Annotated in this window: 22 protein-coding genes; 8 read left to right on the top strand and 14 right to left on the bottom strand. The window is 56.4% G+C overall.

From position 1 onward, the window contains the following. Nucleotides 1-85 precede the first annotated feature (85 nt). Nucleotides 86-715, bottom strand: a complete 630-nt coding sequence (locus SYN9616_RS0101405; RefSeq protein WP_028951535.1) for a hypothetical protein — start codon at nt 713-715, stop codon at nt 86-88. A 15-nt stretch (nt 716-730) separates the two neighbouring features. Then, nucleotides 731-1,453, bottom strand: a complete 723-nt coding sequence (locus SYN9616_RS16960) for a hypothetical protein (protein WP_156918618.1) — start codon at nt 1,451-1,453, stop codon at nt 731-733. Between the two features lie 22 nt (nt 1,454-1,475). On the opposite strand from SYN9616_RS16960, the gene SYN9616_RS16955 reads away from it, so the two are divergent. Next, a complete protein-coding gene (locus SYN9616_RS16955; RefSeq protein ID WP_156918617.1) occupies nt 1,476-1,739 on the top strand; it encodes a hypothetical protein in 264 nt (87 codons plus the stop codon). An 84-nt stretch (nt 1,740-1,823) separates the two neighbouring features. Next, nucleotides 1,824-3,311 carry a cysteine--tRNA ligase gene (gene cysS / locus SYN9616_RS0101395; RefSeq protein ID WP_028951533.1) on the top strand — a complete coding sequence of 496 codons (1,488 nt, stop codon included), beginning with the start codon at nt 1,824-1,826 and terminating at the stop codon, nt 3,309-3,311. Here cysS and SYN9616_RS0101390 read toward each other — a convergent pair whose 3' ends face one another. From SYN9616_RS0101390 to yidD, 4 genes are read right to left on the bottom strand one after another with little or no spacing between them, the layout of a single operon-like run. Next, a complete protein-coding gene (locus tag SYN9616_RS0101390) occupies nt 3,312-4,418 on the bottom strand; it encodes a mechanosensitive ion channel family protein (protein WP_028951532.1) in 1,107 nt (368 codons plus the stop codon). It lies immediately after the preceding gene. A 47-nt stretch (nt 4,419-4,465) separates the two neighbouring features. Further along, complete coding sequence (locus tag SYN9616_RS0101385; protein WP_028951531.1) at nt 4,466-5,971, bottom strand: UDP-N-acetylmuramoyl-L-alanyl-D-glutamate--2,6-diaminopimelate ligase; 1,506 nt, start codon at nt 5,969-5,971, stop codon at nt 4,466-4,468. A 34-nt stretch (nt 5,972-6,005) separates the two neighbouring features. Next, nucleotides 6,006-6,302, bottom strand: coding sequence for a glutaredoxin family protein (locus tag SYN9616_RS0101380; RefSeq protein ID WP_028951530.1), 297 nt, complete (start codon nt 6,300-6,302; stop codon nt 6,006-6,008). A 3-nt stretch (nt 6,303-6,305) separates the two neighbouring features. Beyond that, entirely contained in the window at nt 6,306-6,584 is a 279-nt protein-coding gene (yidD, locus tag SYN9616_RS16245; protein ID WP_071991398.1) for a membrane protein insertion efficiency factor YidD, read from the bottom strand. Nucleotides 6,585-6,660: 76 nt separating this feature from the next. On the opposite strand from yidD, the gene rpsD reads away from it, so the two are divergent. Further along, complete coding sequence (gene rpsD / locus SYN9616_RS0101375) at nt 6,661-7,269, top strand: 30S ribosomal protein S4 (protein WP_028951529.1); 609 nt, start codon at nt 6,661-6,663, stop codon at nt 7,267-7,269. Nucleotides 7,270-7,359: 90 nt separating this feature from the next. Here the strand turns inward: rpsD and SYN9616_RS14940 are convergent, their stop codons facing one another. The 4 genes from SYN9616_RS14940 to SYN9616_RS0101360 form a co-directional block, all read right to left on the bottom strand. After that, complete coding sequence (locus SYN9616_RS14940; protein WP_156918616.1) at nt 7,360-9,618, bottom strand: ERV1/ALR-related protein; 2,259 nt, start codon at nt 9,616-9,618, stop codon at nt 7,360-7,362. 75 nt (nt 9,619-9,693) lie between these two features. Beyond that, nucleotides 9,694-11,214 (bottom strand): mechanosensitive ion channel family protein, encoded by a 1,521-nt coding sequence (locus SYN9616_RS14935; RefSeq protein ID WP_051410901.1) that lies wholly within the window; start codon nt 11,212-11,214, stop codon nt 9,694-9,696. Nucleotides 11,215-11,226: 12 nt separating this feature from the next. After that, a complete protein-coding gene (locus tag SYN9616_RS17800) occupies nt 11,227-11,508 on the bottom strand; it encodes a hypothetical protein (protein WP_232199877.1) in 282 nt (93 codons plus the stop codon). A 44-nt stretch (nt 11,509-11,552) separates the two neighbouring features. After that, a complete protein-coding gene (locus SYN9616_RS0101360; RefSeq protein WP_028951528.1) occupies nt 11,553-12,140 on the bottom strand; it encodes a nucleoside triphosphate pyrophosphatase in 588 nt (195 codons plus the stop codon). Nucleotides 12,141-12,206: 66 nt separating this feature from the next. Between SYN9616_RS0101360 and SYN9616_RS0101355 the strand changes: the two genes are divergently transcribed. Genes SYN9616_RS0101355 through SYN9616_RS0101340 form a run of 4 tightly spaced genes read left to right on the top strand, consistent with a single transcriptional unit; the run spans nt 12,207 to nt 15,589 of the window. Next, nucleotides 12,207-12,584, top strand: coding sequence for an Npun_F0494 family protein (locus SYN9616_RS0101355; RefSeq protein ID WP_232199873.1), 378 nt, complete (start codon nt 12,207-12,209; stop codon nt 12,582-12,584). A gap of 23 nt (nt 12,585-12,607) precedes the next feature. After that, nucleotides 12,608-14,071, top strand: coding sequence for a cobyric acid synthase (locus tag SYN9616_RS0101350; RefSeq protein ID WP_037991162.1), 1,464 nt, complete (start codon nt 12,608-12,610; stop codon nt 14,069-14,071). Beyond that, nucleotides 14,068-14,307: a 2Fe-2S iron-sulfur cluster-binding protein gene (locus SYN9616_RS0101345; protein ID WP_028951525.1), complete on the top strand. Its 240-nt coding sequence runs from the start codon at nt 14,068-14,070 to the stop codon at nt 14,305-14,307. Before SYN9616_RS0101350 ends, SYN9616_RS0101345 begins: the two co-directional genes overlap by 4 nt. 55 nt (nt 14,308-14,362) lie before the next feature. Further along, nucleotides 14,363-15,589, top strand: coding sequence for a chloride channel protein (locus SYN9616_RS0101340; RefSeq protein WP_051410899.1), 1,227 nt, complete (start codon nt 14,363-14,365; stop codon nt 15,587-15,589). On the opposite strand, the gene cbbX is transcribed toward SYN9616_RS0101340, so the two are convergent. After that, on the bottom strand, nt 15,501-16,409 hold the full coding sequence (gene cbbX / locus SYN9616_RS0101335; protein ID WP_028951523.1) for a CbbX protein: 909 nt from the start codon (nt 16,407-16,409) through the stop codon (nt 15,501-15,503). The genes SYN9616_RS0101340 and cbbX overlap by 89 nt on opposite strands. Then, entirely contained in the window at nt 16,393-16,644 is a 252-nt protein-coding gene (locus SYN9616_RS0101330; RefSeq protein ID WP_028951522.1) for a 4a-hydroxytetrahydrobiopterin dehydratase, read from the bottom strand. The genes cbbX and SYN9616_RS0101330 overlap by 17 nt, the downstream gene beginning before the upstream one ends. A gap of 237 nt (nt 16,645-16,881) precedes the next feature. Here SYN9616_RS0101330 and SYN9616_RS0101320 point away from each other — a divergent pair, with 237 nt between their 5' ends. Beyond that, nucleotides 16,882-18,567 carry a cadherin repeat domain-containing protein gene (locus SYN9616_RS0101320; RefSeq protein ID WP_028951521.1) on the top strand — a complete coding sequence of 562 codons (1,686 nt, stop codon included), beginning with the start codon at nt 16,882-16,884 and terminating at the stop codon, nt 18,565-18,567. 26 nt (nt 18,568-18,593) lie between these two features. Here the strand turns inward: SYN9616_RS0101320 and SYN9616_RS0101315 are convergent, their stop codons facing one another. Together SYN9616_RS0101315 and SYN9616_RS0101310 are read right to left on the bottom strand one after the other, a co-directional pair. Continuing rightward, on the bottom strand, nt 18,594-19,733 hold the full coding sequence (locus SYN9616_RS0101315; protein WP_028951520.1) for a CO2 hydration protein: 1,140 nt from the start codon (nt 19,731-19,733) through the stop codon (nt 18,594-18,596). Continuing rightward, the gene (locus tag SYN9616_RS0101310; RefSeq protein WP_028951519.1) at nt 19,730-21,220 is read right to left on the bottom strand and encodes an NADH-quinone oxidoreductase subunit M; all 1,491 of its coding nucleotides are present in this window, start codon (nt 21,218-21,220) and stop codon (nt 19,730-19,732) included. The genes SYN9616_RS0101315 and SYN9616_RS0101310 overlap by 4 nt, the downstream gene beginning before the upstream one ends. Nucleotides 21,221-21,225: the final 5 nt, after the last annotated feature.

Below are 21,225 nucleotides of genomic sequence, written 5' to 3'. Positions count from 1 at the left end.
TTAAAGTTTTAATTATAATGTTTATAATTTTTGGGTGACTAGATCTTGACAACCAAACCCTTTGGCTTGGATATAGTAAAAACCATCAAACAGACTCCAACTCCTCTAACCCTGCGATCTGCTTTGCAGAAAAATCATCTTCAAAGAAATTGAAAACGGACTTAGGCATTGAGGCAAGACATTCTGGTTTGATCGACTGGATTTGATCCACGTCAAACTTACTAGCCGCAACCTTATTCATCTTTGCTGTCTGATCAGGCGTCAGACCCTTGATTGCCTTTGGCCTGAAAGACTCGAACAATTCATCATCCATCTTTTTGAAAATAGCCGGCTTGAAGCCAGACAATTGATCCGGATTAATCTCTCCAATCAGATCATCGGGAAGAGCATTGATTTTCTTAGGAGTAAACGCAGAGAAGGCATCAGGATTAATCGCCGAGAATGTTTCAGGATCCATGCCCGCCAGAAGGTCTGCTTTGATTTTCTTTAATTGACTGGACTGAAACCCAGCAAAAGCATCTGGTGAAAGACTTTCAAACTGATCTAAGTTGATCGATTTCATTACCTTGGCAGACAGTTCTGAAAACTGCTCTGCATCAAATGCACCCAAAGCTTCTGATGACAGCGCAGAAAAAGCCTTGGCTTTGAAACCAGCAATCGCATCAGCTGGTAGCTCAGCGAACATGTCAGCAGTCATCTCCTGAACCAGATCCATTGGAAGGCTCTTAAGCTAATCAGCCTGAAAACCAGCAAAAGCGTCTGGCGAAAGAGCCATGAATTGATCAACATCGATCGATTTCATGACATTATTTGCGAGCTGAGAGAATTGTTCTGAACTGATTGATTTGCACAGTTTTGACGACAACTCCCCGAACTGCTCAGGATCAAATTCAGCAAAAACGTCTGTGGGTAAAGAAGAGAAGGCCTTAGCTTTAAAACCTGCAATGGCACCTTCAGGCAACTCTGCAAACATCTCAGGAGTGAATTGCCCGGCCAACTTCGCAGGCAAACTTTTCAGCTGATCGGCCTGGAAGCCTGCGAATGCACTTGGATCCAATGCAGTGAATTGATTCGGGTCAAAATCCTTGATCAAATCCGGTGACAGCTCTGCAAACTGCTCAGGACTGAAATCACCGATCATGTCAGGAGTGAAATCAGCAAATTGCTCCGGATTAAGATCACCGATCTGACTCGGCAAATAACTTGAAAGATCAGCAGGCAGACCTGAAGTATCAAAGTCATCTGGAATGCTCGGAATACAACTATCCGGCCTCGGAATACCACTATACGGGCTTGAGCCACCAGGAAGGCTCGGAATATCAATATCCGGAATGGTCGTATCAGGAATATCCGGAATGGTCGTATCAGGAATGCCGGACGTATCAGGGGCTGAGTCGGAGAGATCTGCAGGGTCGTAAAACTGGACCGACGACCCACTCGCAAGGCTTTCCAACAAAGCTTAAGCGCTAAAGACCATGATTGTAAAACTATTTCATTTCAACATAGCAGCCGCATTCAGCAATGCATTTAACGAACTTGCTGCCCACAAAAACAATCAGCAAGAAAGTCGCCGCTTGTTAGCACTAAGCCTCAAAAACAGCCAAAAGATTAATAAAATGCAAACTAAAAATGTGTGCTGCGTTGCCGCCAATGCAATTGCCTCCACACAATCCGCAACAACCAACGAAACCCCCTCAAGAATCCACTGCCTCTCAAACAACCTCCACAACGCTGCTTGATCATGCTGAGCTGGCTTGCAGGGACAGGGCTGCTGATCTTGATCTCATGCACGCCGTAACCTCAGCCTGTTCTGCCGATCGACCGTGCCCTTGCGCTTCACCAACAGCCTGACCAGCCGTACGGAAGCGTTTGAACCCCTCGAGGCCGGCAAAGCAACGATTTACTGCTGCGGTGTCACGGTCTATGACCTTTGCCACCTGGGCCATGCCCGCAGCTACATCAACTGGGACGTGCTGCGCAGGTATTTGATCTGGCGCGGCTACGACGTCACCTACGTCCAGAACTACACCGACATCGACGACAAGATCCTCAACCGCGCCAACGAGGAAGGCAGCTCGATGCAGGCAGTAAGTGAACGCAACATTGAAGCCTTTGAAATCGATATGGGCCGGCTGAATATCCTTCCGGCCGATCGCATGCCGCGGGCCACCTGCTGCATTGATGGCATCAAGACGTTGATCAGCGAACTGGAAGCCAAAGGGGCCGCCTACAGCTCCGATGGCGACGTTTATTTCGACATCTCCAAAGCCAACAACTACGGCAAACTCAGCGGTCGCGATCCCAATGAGCAACAACAGGGCGCGAGCGGACGCACTGCTGATGGGGAGGGGAGCCGGAAACGCCACCCCTTTGACTTCGCGCTCTGGAAAGGAGTCAAAGAAAACGAACCCAGCTGGGAGTCACCCTGGGGGCCAGGGCGTCCGGGCTGGCACATCGAATGCTCCGCCATGGTGCGTCAGGAACTCGGCCTCACGATCGACATCCATCTCGGCGGTGGTGATTTGGTGTTCCCACATCACGAAAACGAGATCGCCCAATCGGAAACGGCCAATGGCACGACCCTGGCGAAGTTGTGGATGCACAACGGCATGGTCAATGTCGGCGGCACCAAGATGTCGAAATCCCTCGGCAACTTCACCACGATCCGGGCACTGCTCGATAGCGGCGTCTCGCCAATGACGCTGCGCCTGTTCGTGCTGCAGGCCCACTACCGCAAACCTCTTGATTTCACCGCTGAAGCACTCGATGCCGCAGCAACCGGCTGGAAAGGACTCAATGGAGCTTTAGGGCTCGGCGATCGCCATGGCAATGCCTTGGGCTGGGGATCATCGCCAGTTCTCGAACAAGGGGCGATCCGAGGCCAGGACAGCCCCGATGGGGATGGTCTTCTGGCGATGCATCAGCGCTTCATCGCCGCCATGGATGACGACCTCAACACCTCAGGAGCCCTGGCTGTTCTGTTCGATTTGGCCAAACCGCTGCGTGCCATCGCCAATCGTTTGGACCGCGGTGACAGCAGTGACTTACCGACTGAAGAACTGAAAGGGCTGTTGGCGCGTTGGCAGCTTCTTCGCGAATTGGCCGCCGCCCTGGGACTGCGCTGGGAACAAGATCCAGACCAAGCCAACGCCGAAGATGATGCCGAGATTGAGGCTGCCGTTGAAGCGCGCCGGGCAGCCAAGGCGTCGAAAAACTATGCCGAAGCGGATCGGATCCGCGATGAGCTCAGCCAGCGCGGCATTGAACTGATCGATCGTCCCGGCGGGGTCAGCGAGTGGATCCGAAGCTGATCAGGCGCTAGGCCCTTTTTTCATCAACAACGGATGCTCAGTGTTGAAATCCGATGAGGGATAAACTGTGGTGGAAGGGAAAGCAAAATCAGCATCAGCCAGTCGAACAATCTCGGCGATTCGCAGAAAAACATCCTGTTGAGCATCAAGCCATTCCGCCCAAACAGTTGTTTTAGTAAAGGCGTAGATCATCATGTTGATGGACGAATCTCCCCACTGATTGAAATTCACCAGAATCGTCTGGTCCTGATCAATTGCAGGATGCTCGCGCAGCATTTTCTTCACTTCATGGACGACATGCTCAATCCGACCAATGTCTTCATAGCGCAGGCTAATTTCTTCTTTAATACGGCGGTTATACATACGTCCTGGATTCTCGATGGGCGTGGTCGCAAAAAGAGAATTGGGAATAAAAAGAGGTCGCCGGTCGAATGTACGAATTTGCGTGTGATACCAGCCAATACGCTGCACCGTTCCCTCGAAGGTTGAAACATTGATCCAATCCCCCTCTGCAAAAGGACGATTAAAAAACAACATCAAGCCCGACAAGAAATTCTGAGAAATTTGCTGCGTTCCGAAGCCGATTCCAATACCAGCGCCGCCCAGAACTGCTCCAACGGCTGTTGGAGAAATACCAAAGGCGATCATAATGGCAGCGAATGTAATCAAAAAAACCAGAATTGTATAAACACGATCCAGGAGAGAAACCATCATATCTTTTTCACGTTGATCCTGAATTTCACGATTCAACCAACGATTGAACACATTGGAATGCAGGAATTTCAAACCAGCAATCGTGGCAGCTCTACCAAAAACAAGCAGAACAATCGAAGTTGTTAATTGAGCAACATTTCTATCACTTAAGATGGCAATATTTTCAGCCAGCAGGCCGAACAACCAACCTGCGTAAAGCGCGACGCCAAATCCGATCACGAGAGGACGGCGTACCGAGCGGATGACGCTGGCCCAAGAGGGTTTCTGAACCGCCTCCATCACCCTCAGCAACAGCCAGAAGGCGACCAGCACCAACGTGCCGATCAGCAAGCCCTCTGGTGTTTGAAAAAACTGGGCGTCCTTCAACAGATCAGAGCGGTTGAAAGCAGACATCCGTGATCAGGGTCCGGGCCTGAGGTCTTCCTAGGACGGACGAGACCTCAGGACAATCGTTGGCGCAGAGCCTGTTCTGATTGCTCTCGATCGTCGAAATGCACCTTTTCTGTGCCGAGGATCTGGTAGTCCTCATGCCCTTTGCCGGCGACCAGCACGAGATCCTGGGGGGATGCTTCTGCGATCGCAGCTGCAATCGCCACAGCCCGATTCGCCTCAACCATGTGATCGGTGCCCGCAGGCAAACCGGTCTGAACATCATTGAGAATCCGCTGAAGATCCTCTGTCCTGGGGTTGTCGGACGTGATCACCACGCGATCGGCAAGCCGTGCGGCAATCGCCGCCATCTGAGGTCGTTTGCCACGATCCCGATCCCCACCACAGCCAAAGACACAGACCAAACGACCATTGGTGAAGGGTCTCGAGGCAGCCAGGGCATTTTCAAGACCATCGGGAGTGTGGGCGTAATCGACCAACACCGTAGGCAGTGCCGCGGTATCCGCCCCGGGCACCAACACCCTCTCCATCCGGCCTGGAACACCACCGAAACAGCCAATCGCCTCAAGCAATGGACCCAGCGGCAGACCTTGCTGCAGCAAAGCCCCCAAGGCCTGAAGCAAATTCATCAGATTGAACCGTCCCAGGAGAGGGGAGCGGAACTGTCCATCTCCGCTGGGGCTGAGGAGGCGTCCCTCCACGCCATGGCCGGTCATCTCCAAATCCACCATGGTGAGCTCCGCCGAGGGATCGTTCAGCGAACTACGCCAACAACGACCCGACAAGCGCTGCGCCAGTTGAACGCCCCAGGGGTCATCGATGTTGACCACGGATCCCGCATCCTGCGTTTCGAGCAGCGGAGGGACAAAAAGACTGGCCTTCGCCTCGAAGTAGTCCTCCATCGAGGCGTGATAGTCGAGATGGTCCTGGGTGAGGTTGGTGAACACCGCACCGGAAAAACGACATCCGGCCACGCGGTGTTGGGCCAACGCATGGGAACTCACCTCCATCGCCGCCAGCTTGCAGCCGGCAGCCACAGCCTCCGCCAACTGCGCCTGCAAACGGTCCGCAAACGCTGTGGTGTGCTGGGCCGTGACACTGTGCCCCGGCCAACGATTGACCAACGTGCCGAACAAACCCGTGGGTTGTCCCGCCACCCCAGCCAGATGCTCAATCAGATGCGTTGTAGTGGTCTTGCCGTTGGTCCCGGTGACTCCGATCAGGGCCATCTGATGACTGGGCTGGGTCCAGAAGGCTGCTGAAACCTCACCAATCAACTGCGCCACCGGCTCGGAGACCACTATCACCGGATCGCCATCGCCGGGAGGGGCAGCCTGCGCAGCAGCGGGGCCGATCAGAGCGGCAGCCGCTCCTGCATCGAGGGCCTGGCGCCAAAAACGCCCTCCATCCACCCGTTCACCTGGCAGGCCGAGAAAAAGACTTCCCGTCCGGACGCTCCTGGAATCGCTGGTGATATCCGTCAGCGTTGGGTTGATCAAACCTGTGGGAATGGTCAGACCGACCTCCTGCAGCACGGTGTGCAGCGCCTGGCTCATCCGGCGTTCCTCGCGTCAGGGTCGTCGGCTTGTTTTAAGTCGCTCCTGCGCCCTTGGACAGGGCACGATGCAACCAGTTGAACAGGCCCTCACCACACAAGCGTGGGGAGACCCGTGGCAGGTCCTTGCCAGCGCAGCTGAGCACCGGCACCTCGAGGTCGTAACGCGCTCTCAGCTCGCCAGGGGTCTGCTCAGCATCGATATCGATCACCGTGAGTTGCAGGCCCAAAGCCCTGAGATTGAGCTGCCGCAGGCGGGTCTCCAGCCCCTCACACAGACAACAGCCTCTGCGGCTGTAAAGCGTCAGTTCGCCACCTGGCTGATCAGCCATGGCTTAATCGGGGACCGGATCGCATCCACATGGGGTGAGAGGGTTGCAACGCAGCAATCGCTTGACCGTGAGCCAGCTGCCGCGCCAAGGACCATGCCTCTGAATCGCTTCAAGCCCATAGGCACTGCAGGTTGGAATAAACCGACAACGTGGACCTATCAATGGCGAAATAAAGCGGCGATAAAAGCCAATCAAGGCCAGCAGCAACTGGGCCAAACCACCGTTGACGACTCCGGCAGCCCTGGCGAGAAGGCTTACAGATACAGTGGTTGATTCGTGCATGGAGAGATGCGGGGAACCTTCTCTGGTTCCAGCATGCCTGCCATCTGGCACGAATGGTCCCAACAACTTCCTTTCTATGTCTCGATACCGCGGCCCTCGCCTGAGGATCACGCGGCGCTTGGGAGACCTCCCTGGTCTCACCCGGAAGGCCGCAAAGCGGTCCTATCCCCCCGGTCAGCACGGCCAAGCCCGTCGCAAGCGCTCGGAATATGCGATCCGACTCGAAGAGAAACAGAAACTGCGTTTCAACTACGGAATTTCTGAGCGGCAGCTCGTGCGCTACGTGAAGAAAGCCCGTGCACAGGATGGTTCCACTGGAACGAACCTGCTCAAGCTTCTTGAGAACAGACTCGACAACGTCTGCTTCCGAATGGGTTTTGGCCCCACTGTCCCAGGTGCCCGCCAGCTGGTGAACCACGGTCATGTGACCGTGAACGGCCGCGTCACCGACATTGCCAGCTATCAGTGCAAGGTTGGCGATGTCATTGCCATCCGGGAACGCAAAGGCAGCAAAAGGCTGGCCGAAGGCAACCTGGAATTCCCTGGACTCGCCAACATCCCACCGCACCTGGATCTGGACAAAACCAAACTGTCCGCCAAGGTCACCGGTCGTTGCGAACGGGAATGGGTCGCCCTTGAAATCAACGAACTGCTGGTGGTGGAGTACTACTCCCGCAAGGTCTGATCACAAAGTTCAGTTCGTTCTTCGATGCGCAGTCCTGATTTCAGGGCTGCGTTTTTTTTGGGCTTCCGTCAGCGAACGCGCTGGAGATGTTCAATTCTCGGTGTAGAGACCACTACGGGCGAGCAATTCTTCCGCCGGGCTGAAGTGGGGCGGCTCAAGTTCGAGTGATGGGTTGTAGCGGTAGTTGTCGTGCAGAAAGCGCGATTGCAGAACGGCCTCTTCAACACCGCCGATGGCAGTGACCGCGCGACCCCGAATGGTCTGCTGCGTCTGCAGATCATTGGCATGGAGTGATTCCTGCAGCTCATCCCGCAAAACCGAAAGATGGGCTGCGCTCTTCACAACTCCATAGATCCGCTGCACACGATCGCGCGCGATCAGATCAACCCCGAGGGTGTGGGCCCGTTCGAGCTCCGAATCGAGGCTGGGCCAGTAACGCGAGGTGTAGTAAGCACCGGAATCCTTGTGATACCAATCCTCACTGCGGGCGATCGACGATGACACGGTGTTGTGAAGCTTCCAGAGGAACAAACGCAGGGTTTCGCCATCACTCACCTGTTCGAGTTTGTCCTGAAGCGACACCTCAAGGGTGCTGCTGGCCTGGTCGGAACCCAGGAAGAGATATTCGATCGGGTACATCGACACCTCGCGGTTGCGCACCACATAACGGTTGAGGTGGAAGCGGCAGTAAGGGCATGGATACATCGTGGCCAGGGCCACGAAAAAGCCTTTGAAAGCCTCAACCGAGCGCTGCTGTTGGTCTTCTGGCTGTGCCGCAATCAGCTCTGCACTGGTGTGCATGAAGCGCCAGGTGGCCGGGCCGATGTAATACGGAAAACTGACCCGCATCTGGCTGGCTTCCACATCGTGGCGGCCGACATGGAGATCGAGAAAGGCGACGTACTGACAGAGAAATCCATCCCCACGGCCGAACTCCTCCCGCTCCCGACGCTTCTGAACACCATTGAGGTAGTGACGGGTCAACTCCCAGGCTCGCCGCAGCTCCTTCTTGACCGTCAGAGGACGGGATTGAAAGGCCTCTTCCGTGGCATGGCCGTACATGCGGAATTCGCCCAATGCATGCCGTTGTGAGAACCAGGCATTCAGCTCGTCGTCATCGGCATCATCCCAATCGTGAATGTCGGCCTGCGTAAGCACTGAACTGGCCCGCAACAGCAGCGGCATGAAGTCGTCATACCAGTACGCGGTCGGCATGATCGACCCCGCATAGCGCTGGTCATCGGTGTCAACGATCACCCGCTGCCAGGTGTCGTAGTAAGGCCGCTGCGCTTTGGGCTTGTCGGGATCGAGCTCCGCGTTCACCTCCCGGTGATCATCGAGTTGACGCAGACGATTCAGCTCATGGCGCTGAAGATCCTCATGGGTGACCTTTTCGGGATCATGACCATGCAGTGCAGCGGTCAACAGCACCTCAAGCACCACCGCAACGATCTGATGGTGGTGGTCCAACTCCTGCAGTTCTTGTTCGAGGCGTCCCTCGGCTTCCAGCATCGCGTCCGTCTTGGGCATCGAATCCCAGTTGGCCATCCGCTCACGCAGATCTGCCTCCGCACCGTTGACGGAAGCCCTGAGGCTCTCGAAGGGTTCCTCTGCTCCGGGTTCGACAATGCCCAGAGAGAGGTAGAGATCCACCGCCGCATTCACGAAGTGCACGAAATCGGGGATGGTGTAGGGCAAGTCGTAGGCACGAAGGTGGGTTTCCGAGTTGGCCGAATAGCTCTCACGGAAACTGCGATAAGCCGCTCCCTGAATGAGACGAAACCAGCCGATCTGCATCTGCAGCGGCGACGTTCCTTGGTGGGAAGCCGAATCCTGTTTCGGTTGATCTGTGCTCCTGTTCGCATGGCGTCGCGCAGCGCTGCTGCTTGGCTCAGCCGAGCGGTGTCCGCCCCTGTAAGCACGGGGATGTGCCGTGAAATCGTCTGGCAGGAAAGCCAGCAATCTCTCCAGGTCGATCGATGCAGACCCATCGCGAGCCATTTCGATCGTGATGGCTTCAGCGGTGCCCTCTGTCACCTCAAACAACTGAATTAGGCGCTTGAGCGCTGAAAGCTCCACCCGGCCATCCTTGTCCTGATCAAGCAGCTGAAAGGCTTCTGCCGCCTTCACCCGGGCATCTCCAACCTGAAGTGCAAGAAGCTGTCGCCAGCCCTGCTGACCCACCTCATCCGCTCTGAGCCGGTGCGTTCTAAGGGCCGTCTCGACGTCCTCCACTGCCACGTCGGCCCCAGCTGCCCTGGATCGATCAACCAGAAGTTGCGACGTGATCGACACATCCGAAGGGAGGTCAAACACCTGCTCAAAGGAGCCCGTTGAAAGAAGGGACACTGTCGCTGCTTTGCTATCCCCTGACCGTAGAAACAACTCAGCCGTCTGCACGTATACAGCTGACTGAGCAGAGGTTCAACCCTGTTGAGCACCGAACATGTCGGCAGCCTCCATCGACTGAACCCCAAGACCTTCAGCAAGACGAACACCCGCCTGATGAAAAGCCCCGAGGGCGCGCCGCTGAAACTCCCGCTCGGCAGACCACTGTTCACCGGCTTGGGTGAACAGCAGCACCTGCATGTGCACACCGAGAGCTGTGGAACATTTGACGCCACGCAGCATGGGTTTTCTGATCAGACGATCACTCCAATAAGGATCAACTGAAAACCCTTCAATCACATCTGAAAGAACATCAAAAACCAATTCGAGATTGCTTTGACGGTGCGAAATCAGAAAGTTCACCAGGCTGCCTGAGCGCAGCTTGGTGTGATTACGCATCTGCAGGATCTGGGAATTGTCGATGATGTTCATCCGCTGGTCCAGGCATCTGAACTGGGTGCTGAACAGACCGACGTCCACCACTTCACCGACGATCCCATTCACTTCAATCCAGTCGCCGATGACGTAGCGATCCTCGAGCAGCATCACTAAACCGGCGAAGAAATCACGCAGGAAAGCCTGGAACACGAGGGCCAACGCACCGAGCAGAGCACCCCCGGCCAGGATCAGCGAGGTGGACCCCGACCGGACACCCGGGATATCGAGCAGCACCCAGATCCCCACAAGCGCCAGTCCGCCCACATCAATCAGCCGATGGGTGACGCGTTCCAAACTTCGATATCGCTGCTGACGCCGCTCCAGCTCCTGTTCCGACACGCCGATATCAACGGCCCACTGGCTGAGCAGAAACGTGGTGAGACTGCGCAGCAGAAAGGTGAGCAGCGTCACCAGAAGGAATTTCACAATGGCGAACAGGGGCTGCAGCAGAAGCTCGATCCCCAGCGACACCAGCCCCGGCAGAACCATCACGCCGATGCCGAACATCAGCACAACGATCGAGAAGATCAGCAAAAAAGCAATGATCGTGACCGTCTGTTCGGCATAGAGGCGAATCTCAACGCGCCGGCCCCGGCGGGCACGCCTCTGGCGTTGCTCCCGCTCCAGCCGGGTGGTGCGCTGACGCAGACGGTTCCAGAGCAGAACCGTTCCAGCCAAAAGGCCGGAGAGCAGCAACTCAACAACCAGGATGAGGCGGGCGCGTCTCGCCATCTGCGGTGGCGAATACACCTGACGGGCATGGTTGACCCGTTTCTCCAGGCGCTCACGCCACATCTGCGCCAATGCCAGCCTTTTGGCTCCGTTGATCTCGGCATCGGCTCGCGTGACAGTGAGCAATGGAAATGGGTTTTCGCGACCCGGCAAGCGAGCCGCGATCTCATAGGGACCACTTCCCTCCCTGCGCACCAGGAGCTTGATCGGATCGCCGCTGCGACTCAGTCCATATCTCTGCCCAGCCGAGCAAACGGCAGCATCGAGATCCAGCAACTGATCCGAAACCCACTCGCTGACGCGTTCGCTGAAGCTGCAGATCTGATTGGGGTCGTAGAGAGCTCGCAGGTTGCCTTCGATCACCTGGGCCCGAACAGACGCTCCCATCACCTCGGACGACTACTCATCAATGGGGCTGGCAACCGTGATCGCCGGCACACCGAGAACCTTGACTTTGGCGAGCTTGTATTTCCCCTCAAGGGTGAAGTCGCTGCCCTGGTCCAGCAGTCCCTGAGGTGAACCGGGACTCAACGGTCGAGAACCTGGTACGAAATCGAGCCAACCGATGGCTCCAGCGGGGAGCGAGCCTCCGCTCAATCCTGCGATCAGCAGAGCGATCAGGAGCGATGGAACCAGCAGGGCGCGCAACCGTCGCGTCAGGGCTGACAACGCTCCAACCACCAATGAATGCTCATCCTGCTTGCATCCAGATCAAACGTCAGCCATCAGATCCAGGGCAGTTGCCTGCGCAACCAGGGAAGACTCAAACCGATGACATTGGAATAACACCCCTCCAGGGATTCAATACAAAGGCCGCCACGCCCCTCCAAGGCAAACCCACCAGCGCAGCTCAGGGGTTCTCCTGTGGCGACATAGGCCTGAATTTCAGCGTTGCTCAGTGCTGCAAAGCGGATTTTGGTGCCCACACAGGCGAGTCGCACCTCCGGCATGGAGTCCTGGGCAGCAGGTCCACGCAACAGCGCATGCCCACTGAGCAGAACACCAGTGCCCGAGGCCATGCGGCGCCAGCGCGTGATCGCCTCCTGCGCATCGAAGGGTTTGCCGAAGACCTCTCCTTCAAACACAAAAACGGAGTCGCAGCCCAGCACCGCCCTGATCTCAGCATCCTGCTCAGCGTCCAGGAGCGCCTTCACTGCATCGGCCTTGGCCTGGGCAAGCCTCTGCACCAACTGCTCCGGATCAGGATGCTGAATCAACGTCTCATCGACTCCGCTGACCCGCACCCGATGGGGAATCGCCGCCTGCTCGAGCAGGCGGCGGCGAGCTGGCGATGCGGAAGCGAGCAACAACACGGCAGACAACTCCCAGGGAATGGTCCGTAGGCTGCCAGGGGCGACAGGGCTGTTATCACCGATCCCTTGTTCACAAGCGACCTGCTCAGTCAACGCAGCCGTGACAGGGCGACCCGCTCGATGCGCTGCCTGCCCTTTTCCGATCATCTGTATCGCGATCTTCAGGCACAAGGGCTCGACGCCAATACCCTCTGGAACAACAGGGAGAGATATGGGCGTGGCAAACGCTGGCACCACAGCTCTGAAGCTCTCGAGGATGATCTGCGCTGGTTGATCACCGTGGGCGTGCTGCGGCGGGAAGTGGATGGACAGGGTCTGACCAGCCGCTTTCGGCTAACGCCTCTTGGACGGGCCCTGATGGATCGCGACCCTGATCTGCTGCTCAAGCCGGTCCGTTCTGGCGAACAGCTCCGGCAGGCGTTGCGGCGTCGCTGGCCCTTGTGACCATCCGATCCCGCCCACCGCTGATGGTGCTGGGCACCTCCAGCGGTGCCGGCAAATCGCTGATGAACGCAGCCCTCTGCCGTGTCCTGAAACGTCGGGGCGAGCAACCGCTGCCGTTCAAAGGACAGAACATGAGCAACAACGCCTGGGTCGATCTCGACGGTGGAGAGATGGCTTACTCCCAAGCCATGCAGGCCTGGGCCGCCAAGCTCGATCCCTGCTGTGCCATGAACCCTGTATTGCTCAAACCTCGGGGCGACAGCACCAGTGAGGTGATTCATCTCGGGAAAAGCGTTGGCACAGCACGCGCCGAGCACTACTACCGCGATTGGTTCCGGCCCGGCTGGCGGGCGATCCGCAGCGGACTCGAAACGCTGAGCCACAACTGGCCAGACGGACGGTTGGTTCTCGAAGGTGCCGGCAGCCCAGTGGAAGTGAACCTCCAGAGACGCGATCTCACCAATCTGCGTCTGGCCCAGTTTCTGCGGGCCCGCTGCCTACTCGTCGCAGATATCGAACGAGGGGGAGTGTTCGCCCAGGTTGTTGGCACCTTGGCCTTGCTCCGACCCATCGAACGGCCGTTGATCCGAGGAATTTTGATCAACCGCTTCCGCGGACGCCGCGACTTGTTCGACGACGGCCGCGCCTGGCTGGAGCGTGAAACAGGGATCCCAGTTGTCGGCGTGATGCCCTGGCTCAACGAACTGTTCCCTCCCGAGGATTCCCTCGATCTGCTGGAACGCCGCCCCTCCAGGGGCCCAGCGGACCTTGAGATCGCAGTCCTACGACTCCCCTCCCTGAGCAATTTCTCCGACCTTGATCCGCTGGAAGCTGAGGCCAGCGTTCGGCTGCGCTGGATCTCTCCAGGAGATCGCCTGGGCCAACCCGATGCCGTGATCCTGCCTGGCAGCAAACAGACCCTGAACGACCTAACGCTCCTGCGAGAAAGAGGTTTGGCCGATCAGCTGAAGGAGTACGCCCACTCAGGCGGGAATCTTCTCGGTCTTTGTGGAGGCCTGCAGATGCTGGGGCAGCAGCTTGAGGATCCTGAGCAACTGGAGGGGGGACCCAGCAGCAGTGAAGGTCTCGGGCTGCTGCCGATCAAGACCCGATTCAGCCGAGACAAAACCTTGCGACAACGCGATCTCATCAGTCGATGGCCCGCTCCAACCGAAGTGCGGGGATTTGAACTGCACCACGGCCGTACCACCGCAGAAGCCGATCTGATGTCGCTGATGGAGGAGCCCAACCTGGGTTGGTGGAAGCGAGGAATCAATGGAGGAGTCATCGCCGGAAGCTATCTCCACGGCCTGCTGGACAACGGTCCCTGGCGCCGCCACTGGCTCAATCACCTGCGCAGCGGGAAGGGGATCTCCAAGCTCTCCATCGAGCGCCCGCATCACGCCTCGCATCGCGATCAGTTGCTCGATCGTCTCGCCGATGCCTTCGAGCAGCATGTGGACATTGCTCCATTGCTGGGGTCATGAAACGCATCACCGTTCGTTGGCCTGATGGACACACCAGCTCGGAAGTGATCGGCAGCGACTGGTTGCTGAGTGCGGCCCGAGCCGGATGTCCCATCCCAACCGGCTGCATGGGAGGTAGTTGCGGAGCCTGTGAGATCGAAGTGAACGGCCGTGTGATCCGTGCCTGCATCAGTACGGTTCCTGCTTCAAAATCAGGGCGCCTCGTTGTGGATCAGGCCTGCGATCCGTACTGGTGACACCGTGACAGCCCGACAAAAAAGCCTGGTCTCCATTGAGATACGTCAGGGCCTGATGGCGCTGGCGACCGGTGCATTAAGCGGTGTATTCACCGCAGTGATGCTGGGTCTGATCAGCGGCATCGGAGAACAACTCTGGGGGGAAAAAACAGAACAAGGCCTCACCACATCCATTCCTTTGCTGTGGTCCTTGCTGGTCTGCGGCGGCGTTGGCGTCATCCTGGCAATCGTGGAAGGCGGAGACGAACGCAACCTTCTCCCGGAACTCCCGGAAACGATGGAGGATCTACGGGATCCAGACCATGCACCGCAACGCCATGAGTGGCGCTCGATCTTGGCGGCCGCCCTCGCGCAGATCGGTGGTGCGCCTGTCGGACCGGAAGCTTTACTGACCCGGCTGATCACCATTGCAAGCCAGACGATCTGGCGCGGTCGCGACAGGGCGCTTTCCGATGCAGCCGTTGCCGGAAGCCTGGGAATGTTTGAGGCGCCTTTGCTGGGTGGTGTTGTGATCAATCAGCATCGAGTCAACCTTCACAGCCGCTGGATTCCCGGCAGCCTCGGCGGCATTGCCGGATTCGCCGTCTTCGGCGGAATCCTGGAGGTAACCGGAGGAAGCATGGCGAGGGTCCCTTACATCTGGCCCACCACATTTCGCGAAGATCTGGGCAGCGTCAGCGTGGGCCTGCTGGCTGGCCTGGTTGGCAGCGCTCTTGGCATTGCATTGCGTCAGTGGCGCGGCGCACTGCAACGTCGCCAACTGCTGAAGCACTGGCGTTGGTGGCCTGTTATCACCGGCCTGCTTCTGGGCATGTTGCTGCACTGGTTCCCGATGGTGGGCTTTGCCGGGGAACACCAGGTGATCCCCATCCTGGATGGGGCCAACAAGGACACCGTCATTCTTCTCCTGAGCGTTGGTCTGCTGAAGCTCCTGATGCTGGGCCTCTGTCTTGAGACGGGATGGCGCGGTGGGATCTTCTTCCCTGGTTTCGTGTTGGCCTGTGCCTTTGGTGGAGGGCTGCATGAGCTGTTGCCGCAACTGGGGAGCATCGGCAGTTGGTGCGCCGGAGTCACCAGTGGCTTCTTCATGCTGATGCTCGGCCGCCCCTTGGTGGTGTTGGTGCTGTCCATTTGCCTGATGCAAGGCCATGGCTCCGCCAGTGCCCTGATCGGTGTTGGCGTCGCTGTTCTGATCAGTCGACGCTTTGGTGGCGGGAATGATGTCCCTCCACCTCCCCCTGAAACACCCGACTCGCCCGAATGTCCTGAGCCTCAATCGTGATCAGATCTTCCCGGGTAAGACGGTCGCCCATGCGATTGAACAAACGATTCGCCTGACGCAGCCGGGCACGGTCGAGTGCATTTCGGATCGAACGGGCATTGGCGAAAAACGGAAGCTGACGGCGACGAGAGATGTATTCGCTGAATGCCTCAATGGCCTCGGCACTGAGGCAGTAGTGCTGATCCTCAAGCAGTAAAGCGGCGATCTGCATGAGTTCCTCATCGCTGTAATCAGGGAACTCGAGATGATGAGCGACCCGGGATGAAAGGCCTGGATTGGAACGATAAAAATCTTCCATGCGATCTCCGTAGCCAGCAAAAATCACCACAAAATCCTTTCGCTGGCGTTCCATCTCCTGCAACAGAATCTCGATCGCCTCGGCCCCGTAATCGCGTTCATTTCCCGGTTTGTAGAGGTAGTAAGCCTCATCGATGAACAGCACGCCGCCCATGGCACGCTTGATCATCTCCTTGGTTTTTGGCGCGGTGTGTCCGACGTACTGACCGACAAGATCGTCGCGAGTCACCGTGACCACATGGCCCTTACGGAGATAGCCCAAGCGGTGCAGAATCTGCGACATCCGTTCCGCCACGGTGGTTTTACCGGTTCCTGGACGCCCCGTGAATGACATATGCAAGCTGGGAGCCGTGCTGGGCAATTGCAACTGCTGCCGGGCCTGATCCACCAGCAGGAGAGCGGCGATCTCGCGAATGCGCGTTTTGACTGGCTTCAGTCCAATCAGCTCACGATCCAGCTGCTCAAGAACAGCGGCTACACCCGAATCGGCATAGGCCGAAGCGAGATCAACCGAGGAGTCCATCAATCTCGTGAGCGAAGCGCCGGTCTCCCTCACTGAGGGCGGCGGCCTCGCCGTCCTGCTCCGGCCGCAGGGTGATGTTTACGTACGTACGCCCAAAGCTGATATCTGGGAAACGCTGGGTCGCTTCACTGTGCTCACCGAGTCGATCGAGAAAATCCCGTGTGGCGCTGTAGCTTTCAAACTCGAACCGTCGCTCCAGACAAACCGGTCGCTTGCGTTCCTGCCACTGATCCATAACCCGACAAGCACTTAAGGAAAGCTAGGAGAGCAAAGAACCGTTCTAACCCCCCAAGCTGGGGGCATGTCAGCCAGCGAGCTTGCTGTCGGAAGCCTGGCTGAGACCAATGCTAAAAAAGCTTCACTGTGGGGTCTGAGCCTGGTGTCGCCATTGGCTGAACTGACATATCCACGAACTGACAATGCAATGATCCGTGGCTAAAAAAACCTCGATCGATGTTGGTTGAGAACACCCATGAAGTTCACTGCAAAACTCAAAGGTTTTCAGAGCTACACCGACCTCGAAGCGAAGCTCACCAACAAATCAGGCAAAAAAGTAATCGGAATAGTCTCGGAAGAAGACGAGTTTGACGGAAAATTTGTTTTTAAATTCAGCAAAAAAGACCTGCCAGGCAAGAAAAAAAATAAAAAGAGCAATCTCAAACTAACCATCGAAAGCCTTAACACGGCCAACGAGACCAATCTCACCTCTGCGAATGTAGACTTCACATTCGACCCGATCAAGCAATCGGACAGGTTCAAGATCTCCAGAAGCAAGAATAAATCATCCAAATCCTTCTCAGTCTTAGGGGAAAGTATTGCTCAGCCAACCGATCCCGATACCACTCCCCCTGCTTTCACATCTGCCAGCAAGGTCGATTCCGTCAAGGAAGGGACCCCTCAAGAAACAGTTATTTATACCGCTGAAGCAACAGACGCATCCACACCAATCACATATTCCCTATCAGGAAACGATGCCGCAGACTTTAAAATAGATCCCCAGACAGGCATCATCACAACAAAAACAGACCTGAATCACTCAGAAAAGAATAATTACGACTTTAATGTTGTCGCCACAGACAGCGAAGGAAATTCAGCAACACTGAATCTCAGCCTAGGCATTCTTCCCGGAGGCATTTCCGTTTCCAAAGTAGCCGGAAAAGATTTACTACCAGACAATCCACTGACAGAGTTCAGCGACACGATCAACTGCCCAATCGGCAGCCTTGAACTCAACAGTATCATCCAAGACGGAAGCACAAAAGACAAAGATATCGCCACTATTGATAGCGACAGCAGAGCAAACCTTGAGGATATTATACCTCGAACTTTATTTACCAATATTGAAGAATTTCAGATCAAAGCAGATTCAGACGAAAGCATAGAAATTTCCCTCAAGTCCATTGTCAAAGGGAGCTCTCTGAAAGTCGAAGAAGGCAGCACTTTTAAAGCGGCTACGAAGTTTACTGATTGGCATCAATCAGCTATCACAGATTTTGATTTTTCAGGAATCACAAGCATCTTCGGAATCAGACTTCTGAATGCTGACTCAGGAACACCGGAGAGCAAATCAACTCTTCGTCTCGTCGGATCCGCTGGCCCAGACACCATCGAGGGACTCGCTGGTGATGCAGAGATCTTCGGCAATCTTGGCGCTGACATACTGACGGGCTCAACTGGAGGCAAATCAACAATCACTGGAGGAGCTGGATTGGACATCATTAACTTCCCAAAAACCAACATCCAGAACACAATCAATCTCACGCGTCAGACCACATCAGACAGCCTTGACACCGTGACCGGATTCATAGGTGCGAACAATGCCACAAAGGCCAACGGCAGCTTCGATGTGATTCAAGTGAACGATGGCAGTTTTCCAAATTACGAAGCTGGGGCTGCCATCCAACAGAAGACTGTGACCGAAGCTGGGGCTGCATCAAGCCTCAAGAACACAGTCATCGTGGACACAGAAGCCAGAATCAAAGCGCAAATTTTCCCGAACGAACTCACAGGCCTGCTTGCATTCGCCACTGACACAAGAACACTGCACTTTGCACCAACAGGCAACTTCCCTGCCAACACCCAAGATCTACTTCAACTCGACACAGACGTCTTCTCTGCCAGCGATCAGATCGCAGTCGTCAGCGGGGAAGCTGCATGAATCTGAGATAAGCAGCTCGGACGATTTCAAAGAAGAGCGACCCTTTGGCAGCCCATCAGGCGACCAGCCCAGGATTTCGCATAGGAATGGTTGGCCGCCTGTTCACTTGGATCATTCGTGTCGAGGGAATGTGGCATCGTGCCGGCAATGGCTCCATTGGTCACGCAGAACATTGATTTCTGGAAACTCACGCAGATCTGCACATGAACGTCCACCTGCCCTCGGGCATGGTCGTCGTACCAACGGGTGAGTTCGTCCGGCAGATGCCGATACATGTCCTGCATGCAGAGACTGGGCGGGATGCCTGCTCCCATGCTGGGGATTGGGTCTGCGTAAAGAGCTCCGTACTTGAAATCACTGATGTCCGGTGAGATCTGACGAGCCTGGGCGTTGTACGACACCGTGCCGAGGAATGGCATGCCACGGAAAAACACGGCCTCCACATACGGCACGGCGACATCAACAAGAAAGGTGAGCCCAGCTTCCGGAGGAAGCACCCAGATCTCTTCCCCAGCAATCACAACCTTGTAAGTGATTGGACTGCCGGCTGCTGCAACAAGACCATCGCGGATGTGATGCACAACATCCTTGACGCAGGCCACCTCGCCGATGCGATAGCGCCGAGCCAGATCAACAAATAAATCGCTCATCACACGCCAGAACAGGCCCAGGCAATAGATCGTGGTGAGCGAGCGAATCGATTCCGGAGCGAAGCCCGGATACAAACGGTTGGTGATTCCAATCAACGGGTCCCGCGCCGACTTGCGACTGATGATTCGCTGACAGGCATCCTGAAACTCAGAACTGTCGAGATAGGCATCCAAACCACCAGTGCCATGCCAGAACATGGCTTTCTGGCAGTACTCGGCGTATTCGAAATTGATGCGGTCTCCAAGCAGATGATCCCAAAGACGCTTTGGCGTGATTCCCTCATGAAAGAAGCGCATCACGGGGAACGGGTTGAGCAGCTGCTTCTGCCCCTGATCCACCAGATTTTTGCTGTAGGCGTCGAGAACGATCCCATAGCTTTCCAGCACATTCACCACCTGAAGCAGGTGGTCCGGCGTGTCCTTGAGCAACGGGGTGTCACTAAGAAGACGCCGGATCAGTTCCTCCTGATCCGGCAGAACTGGGGGTTGAAGCGGACGCGTGGTGGTTGCAGTCATGACAGTGCCTCACTCAACTGGCTCAGACCCGTGGTGGCTGATTCGCTGAGTCCGGACAGCAGTTCCGGCACCAAGCCAAGCGCCAGAACTCCAAGGGTGAGAGCAATGGCAGGCAACTGCTCCCGCAATGGAACGATCTGAAGAATACGGGGATTCACCACTTCGCCGGCGGCGATGGCCAAGCGTCCGAAGAAGGCACGATTCACCAGGAGGAGGAAATAAACCGCTGTGAGTCCAGACCCCACCATCGAGAGCAACGTGGCCACGGGGAACGGCTGCAGACTGCCGCGGAAAATCAGGAACTCGGAGATGAAGCCGGCCATCCCTGGGATACCGGCACTGGCCATCACACCGATGATCATCAAAGACCCCGTCAGAGGGAGGCCACGCTGGGGATTGAGCAGTCCACGCAGCACATTCAGATCTCTTGTGCCGGTGCGGGCATACACCACACCGACAACCAGAAAAAGAACACCCGAGATCAGGCCATGGCTGACCATTTGAAACAGAGCCCCCATCAGCCCGAGAGGAGTGGCCGCCGCGGCAGCCAGCAGCACATAGCCCATATGGCCCACCGAGCTGTAGGCCACCATCCGTTTCATGTCTGTCTGGGCAATGGCTGCAAGGGACCCATACAAAACAGAAATCGCTGCCCAGCCAGCCAGCCAGGGTGAGGCGACATGCCATGCCTCAGGGAAAAGACCAAGGCAGAAACGCAGCAAGCCGTAGGTGCCTAGCTTGAGCAGCACACCAGCCAGCAGAACGGACACCGGCGTTGAGGCTTCTGTGTGGGCATCGGGCAACCAGGTATGGAAGGGAAACAGCGGAATCTTGATGCCGAAACCAATCAGCAGAGCCCCCATCAGAATCAGCTGACTGACCATGCCGAGCTCACCGCTCAACACCGGCCGCAGGCTGAAATCCATCGTTCCAGTCACGAAGGCCAGGCCAAGGAACGCGGCGAGGATCAAAACCCCCGAAACCGCAGTCACGATCAAAAACTTGGTAGCCGCATAGGCTCTGTTGCTGCCACCCCAGACAGCAATCAGCAGCCATAGGGGAATCAGTTCCAGCTCATAGAACAGGAAAAACAGCAACAGGTTCTGCGCCAGGAATGCGCCATTCACCGCGCCGCTGATCACCAGAAGGAGGGCGTAATAGATCCGGGGACGGTTTTCGATGGAACGGGAAGCAATCGCCGCAACCAGACAAAGAACCCCATTCATCAGAACGAGCGGCAGGGACAATCCATCCACCGCCAGGGCGTAATCCAGTCCGATGGAATGAACCCAACGCGCCTGTTCCACCAGTTGCAGCCCTGAATCGGCTGGATCAAAACGAAACAGCAACGCAAAACTGGCCAGGCACTGAATCGCCAGAATCACGATTGACCCGATCCGCAATCGGCCGTGGTTCAACTCACCGGGCCAGAGGATCAGCGCCAGGGCACCGGAGAAAGGAATCAGAAGCAGTAAGGAAAGCAGCATCGGAT

This window comes from Synechococcus sp. CC9616 (assembly GCF_000515235.1).
Classification (GTDB): domain Bacteria; phylum Cyanobacteriota; class Cyanobacteriia; order PCC-6307; family Cyanobiaceae; genus Parasynechococcus.
Note: the sequence above shows the minus strand (reverse complement) of the source record. Positions and strands in the feature narration are given on the sequence as shown.

Bases quoted from the DNA above. Each gene is read 5' to 3' on its own strand.
- SYN9616_RS0101405 (WP_028951535.1), bottom strand. From the start codon at position 715: ATGGATCTGGTTCAGGAGATGACTGCTGACATGTTCGCTGAGCTACCA.
- SYN9616_RS16955 (WP_156918617.1), top strand. From the start codon at position 1,476: ATGATTGTAAAACTATTTCATTTCAACATAGCAGCCGCATTCAGCAAT.
- SYN9616_RS0101390 (WP_028951532.1), bottom strand. From the start codon at position 4,418: ATGTCTGCTTTCAACCGCTCTGATCTGTTGAAGGACGCCCAGTTTTTT.
- SYN9616_RS0101385 (WP_028951531.1), bottom strand. From the start codon at position 5,971: ATGAGCCAGGCGCTGCACACCGTGCTGCAGGAGGTCGGTCTGACCATT.
- SYN9616_RS0101380 (WP_028951530.1), bottom strand. From the start codon at position 6,302: ATGGCTGATCAGCCAGGTGGCGAACTGACGCTTTACAGCCGCAGAGGC.
- yidD (WP_071991398.1), bottom strand. From the start codon at position 6,584: ATGCACGAATCAACCACTGTATCTGTAAGCCTTCTCGCCAGGGCTGCC.
- rpsD (WP_028951529.1), top strand. From the start codon at position 6,661: ATGTCTCGATACCGCGGCCCTCGCCTGAGGATCACGCGGCGCTTGGGA.
- SYN9616_RS14935 (WP_051410901.1), bottom strand. From the start codon at position 11,214: ATGGGAGCGTCTGTTCGGGCCCAGGTGATCGAAGGCAACCTGCGAGCT.
- SYN9616_RS0101350 (WP_037991162.1), top strand. From the start codon at position 12,608: ATGGTGCTGGGCACCTCCAGCGGTGCCGGCAAATCGCTGATGAACGCA.
- SYN9616_RS0101345 (WP_028951525.1), top strand. From the start codon at position 14,068: ATGAAACGCATCACCGTTCGTTGGCCTGATGGACACACCAGCTCGGAA.
- SYN9616_RS0101340 (WP_051410899.1), top strand. From the start codon at position 14,363: ATGGCGCTGGCGACCGGTGCATTAAGCGGTGTATTCACCGCAGTGATG.
- cbbX (WP_028951523.1), bottom strand. From the start codon at position 16,409: ATGGACTCCTCGGTTGATCTCGCTTCGGCCTATGCCGATTCGGGTGTA.
- SYN9616_RS0101330 (WP_028951522.1), bottom strand. From the start codon at position 16,644: ATGGATCAGTGGCAGGAACGCAAGCGACCGGTTTGTCTGGAGCGACGG.
- SYN9616_RS0101320 (WP_028951521.1), top strand. From the start codon at position 16,882: ATGAAGTTCACTGCAAAACTCAAAGGTTTTCAGAGCTACACCGACCTC.
- SYN9616_RS0101315 (WP_028951520.1), bottom strand. From the start codon at position 19,733: ATGACTGCAACCACCACGCGTCCGCTTCAACCCCCAGTTCTGCCGGAT.
- SYN9616_RS0101310 (WP_028951519.1), bottom strand. From the start codon at position 21,220: ATGCTGCTTTCCTTACTGCTTCTGATTCCTTTCTCCGGTGCCCTGGCG.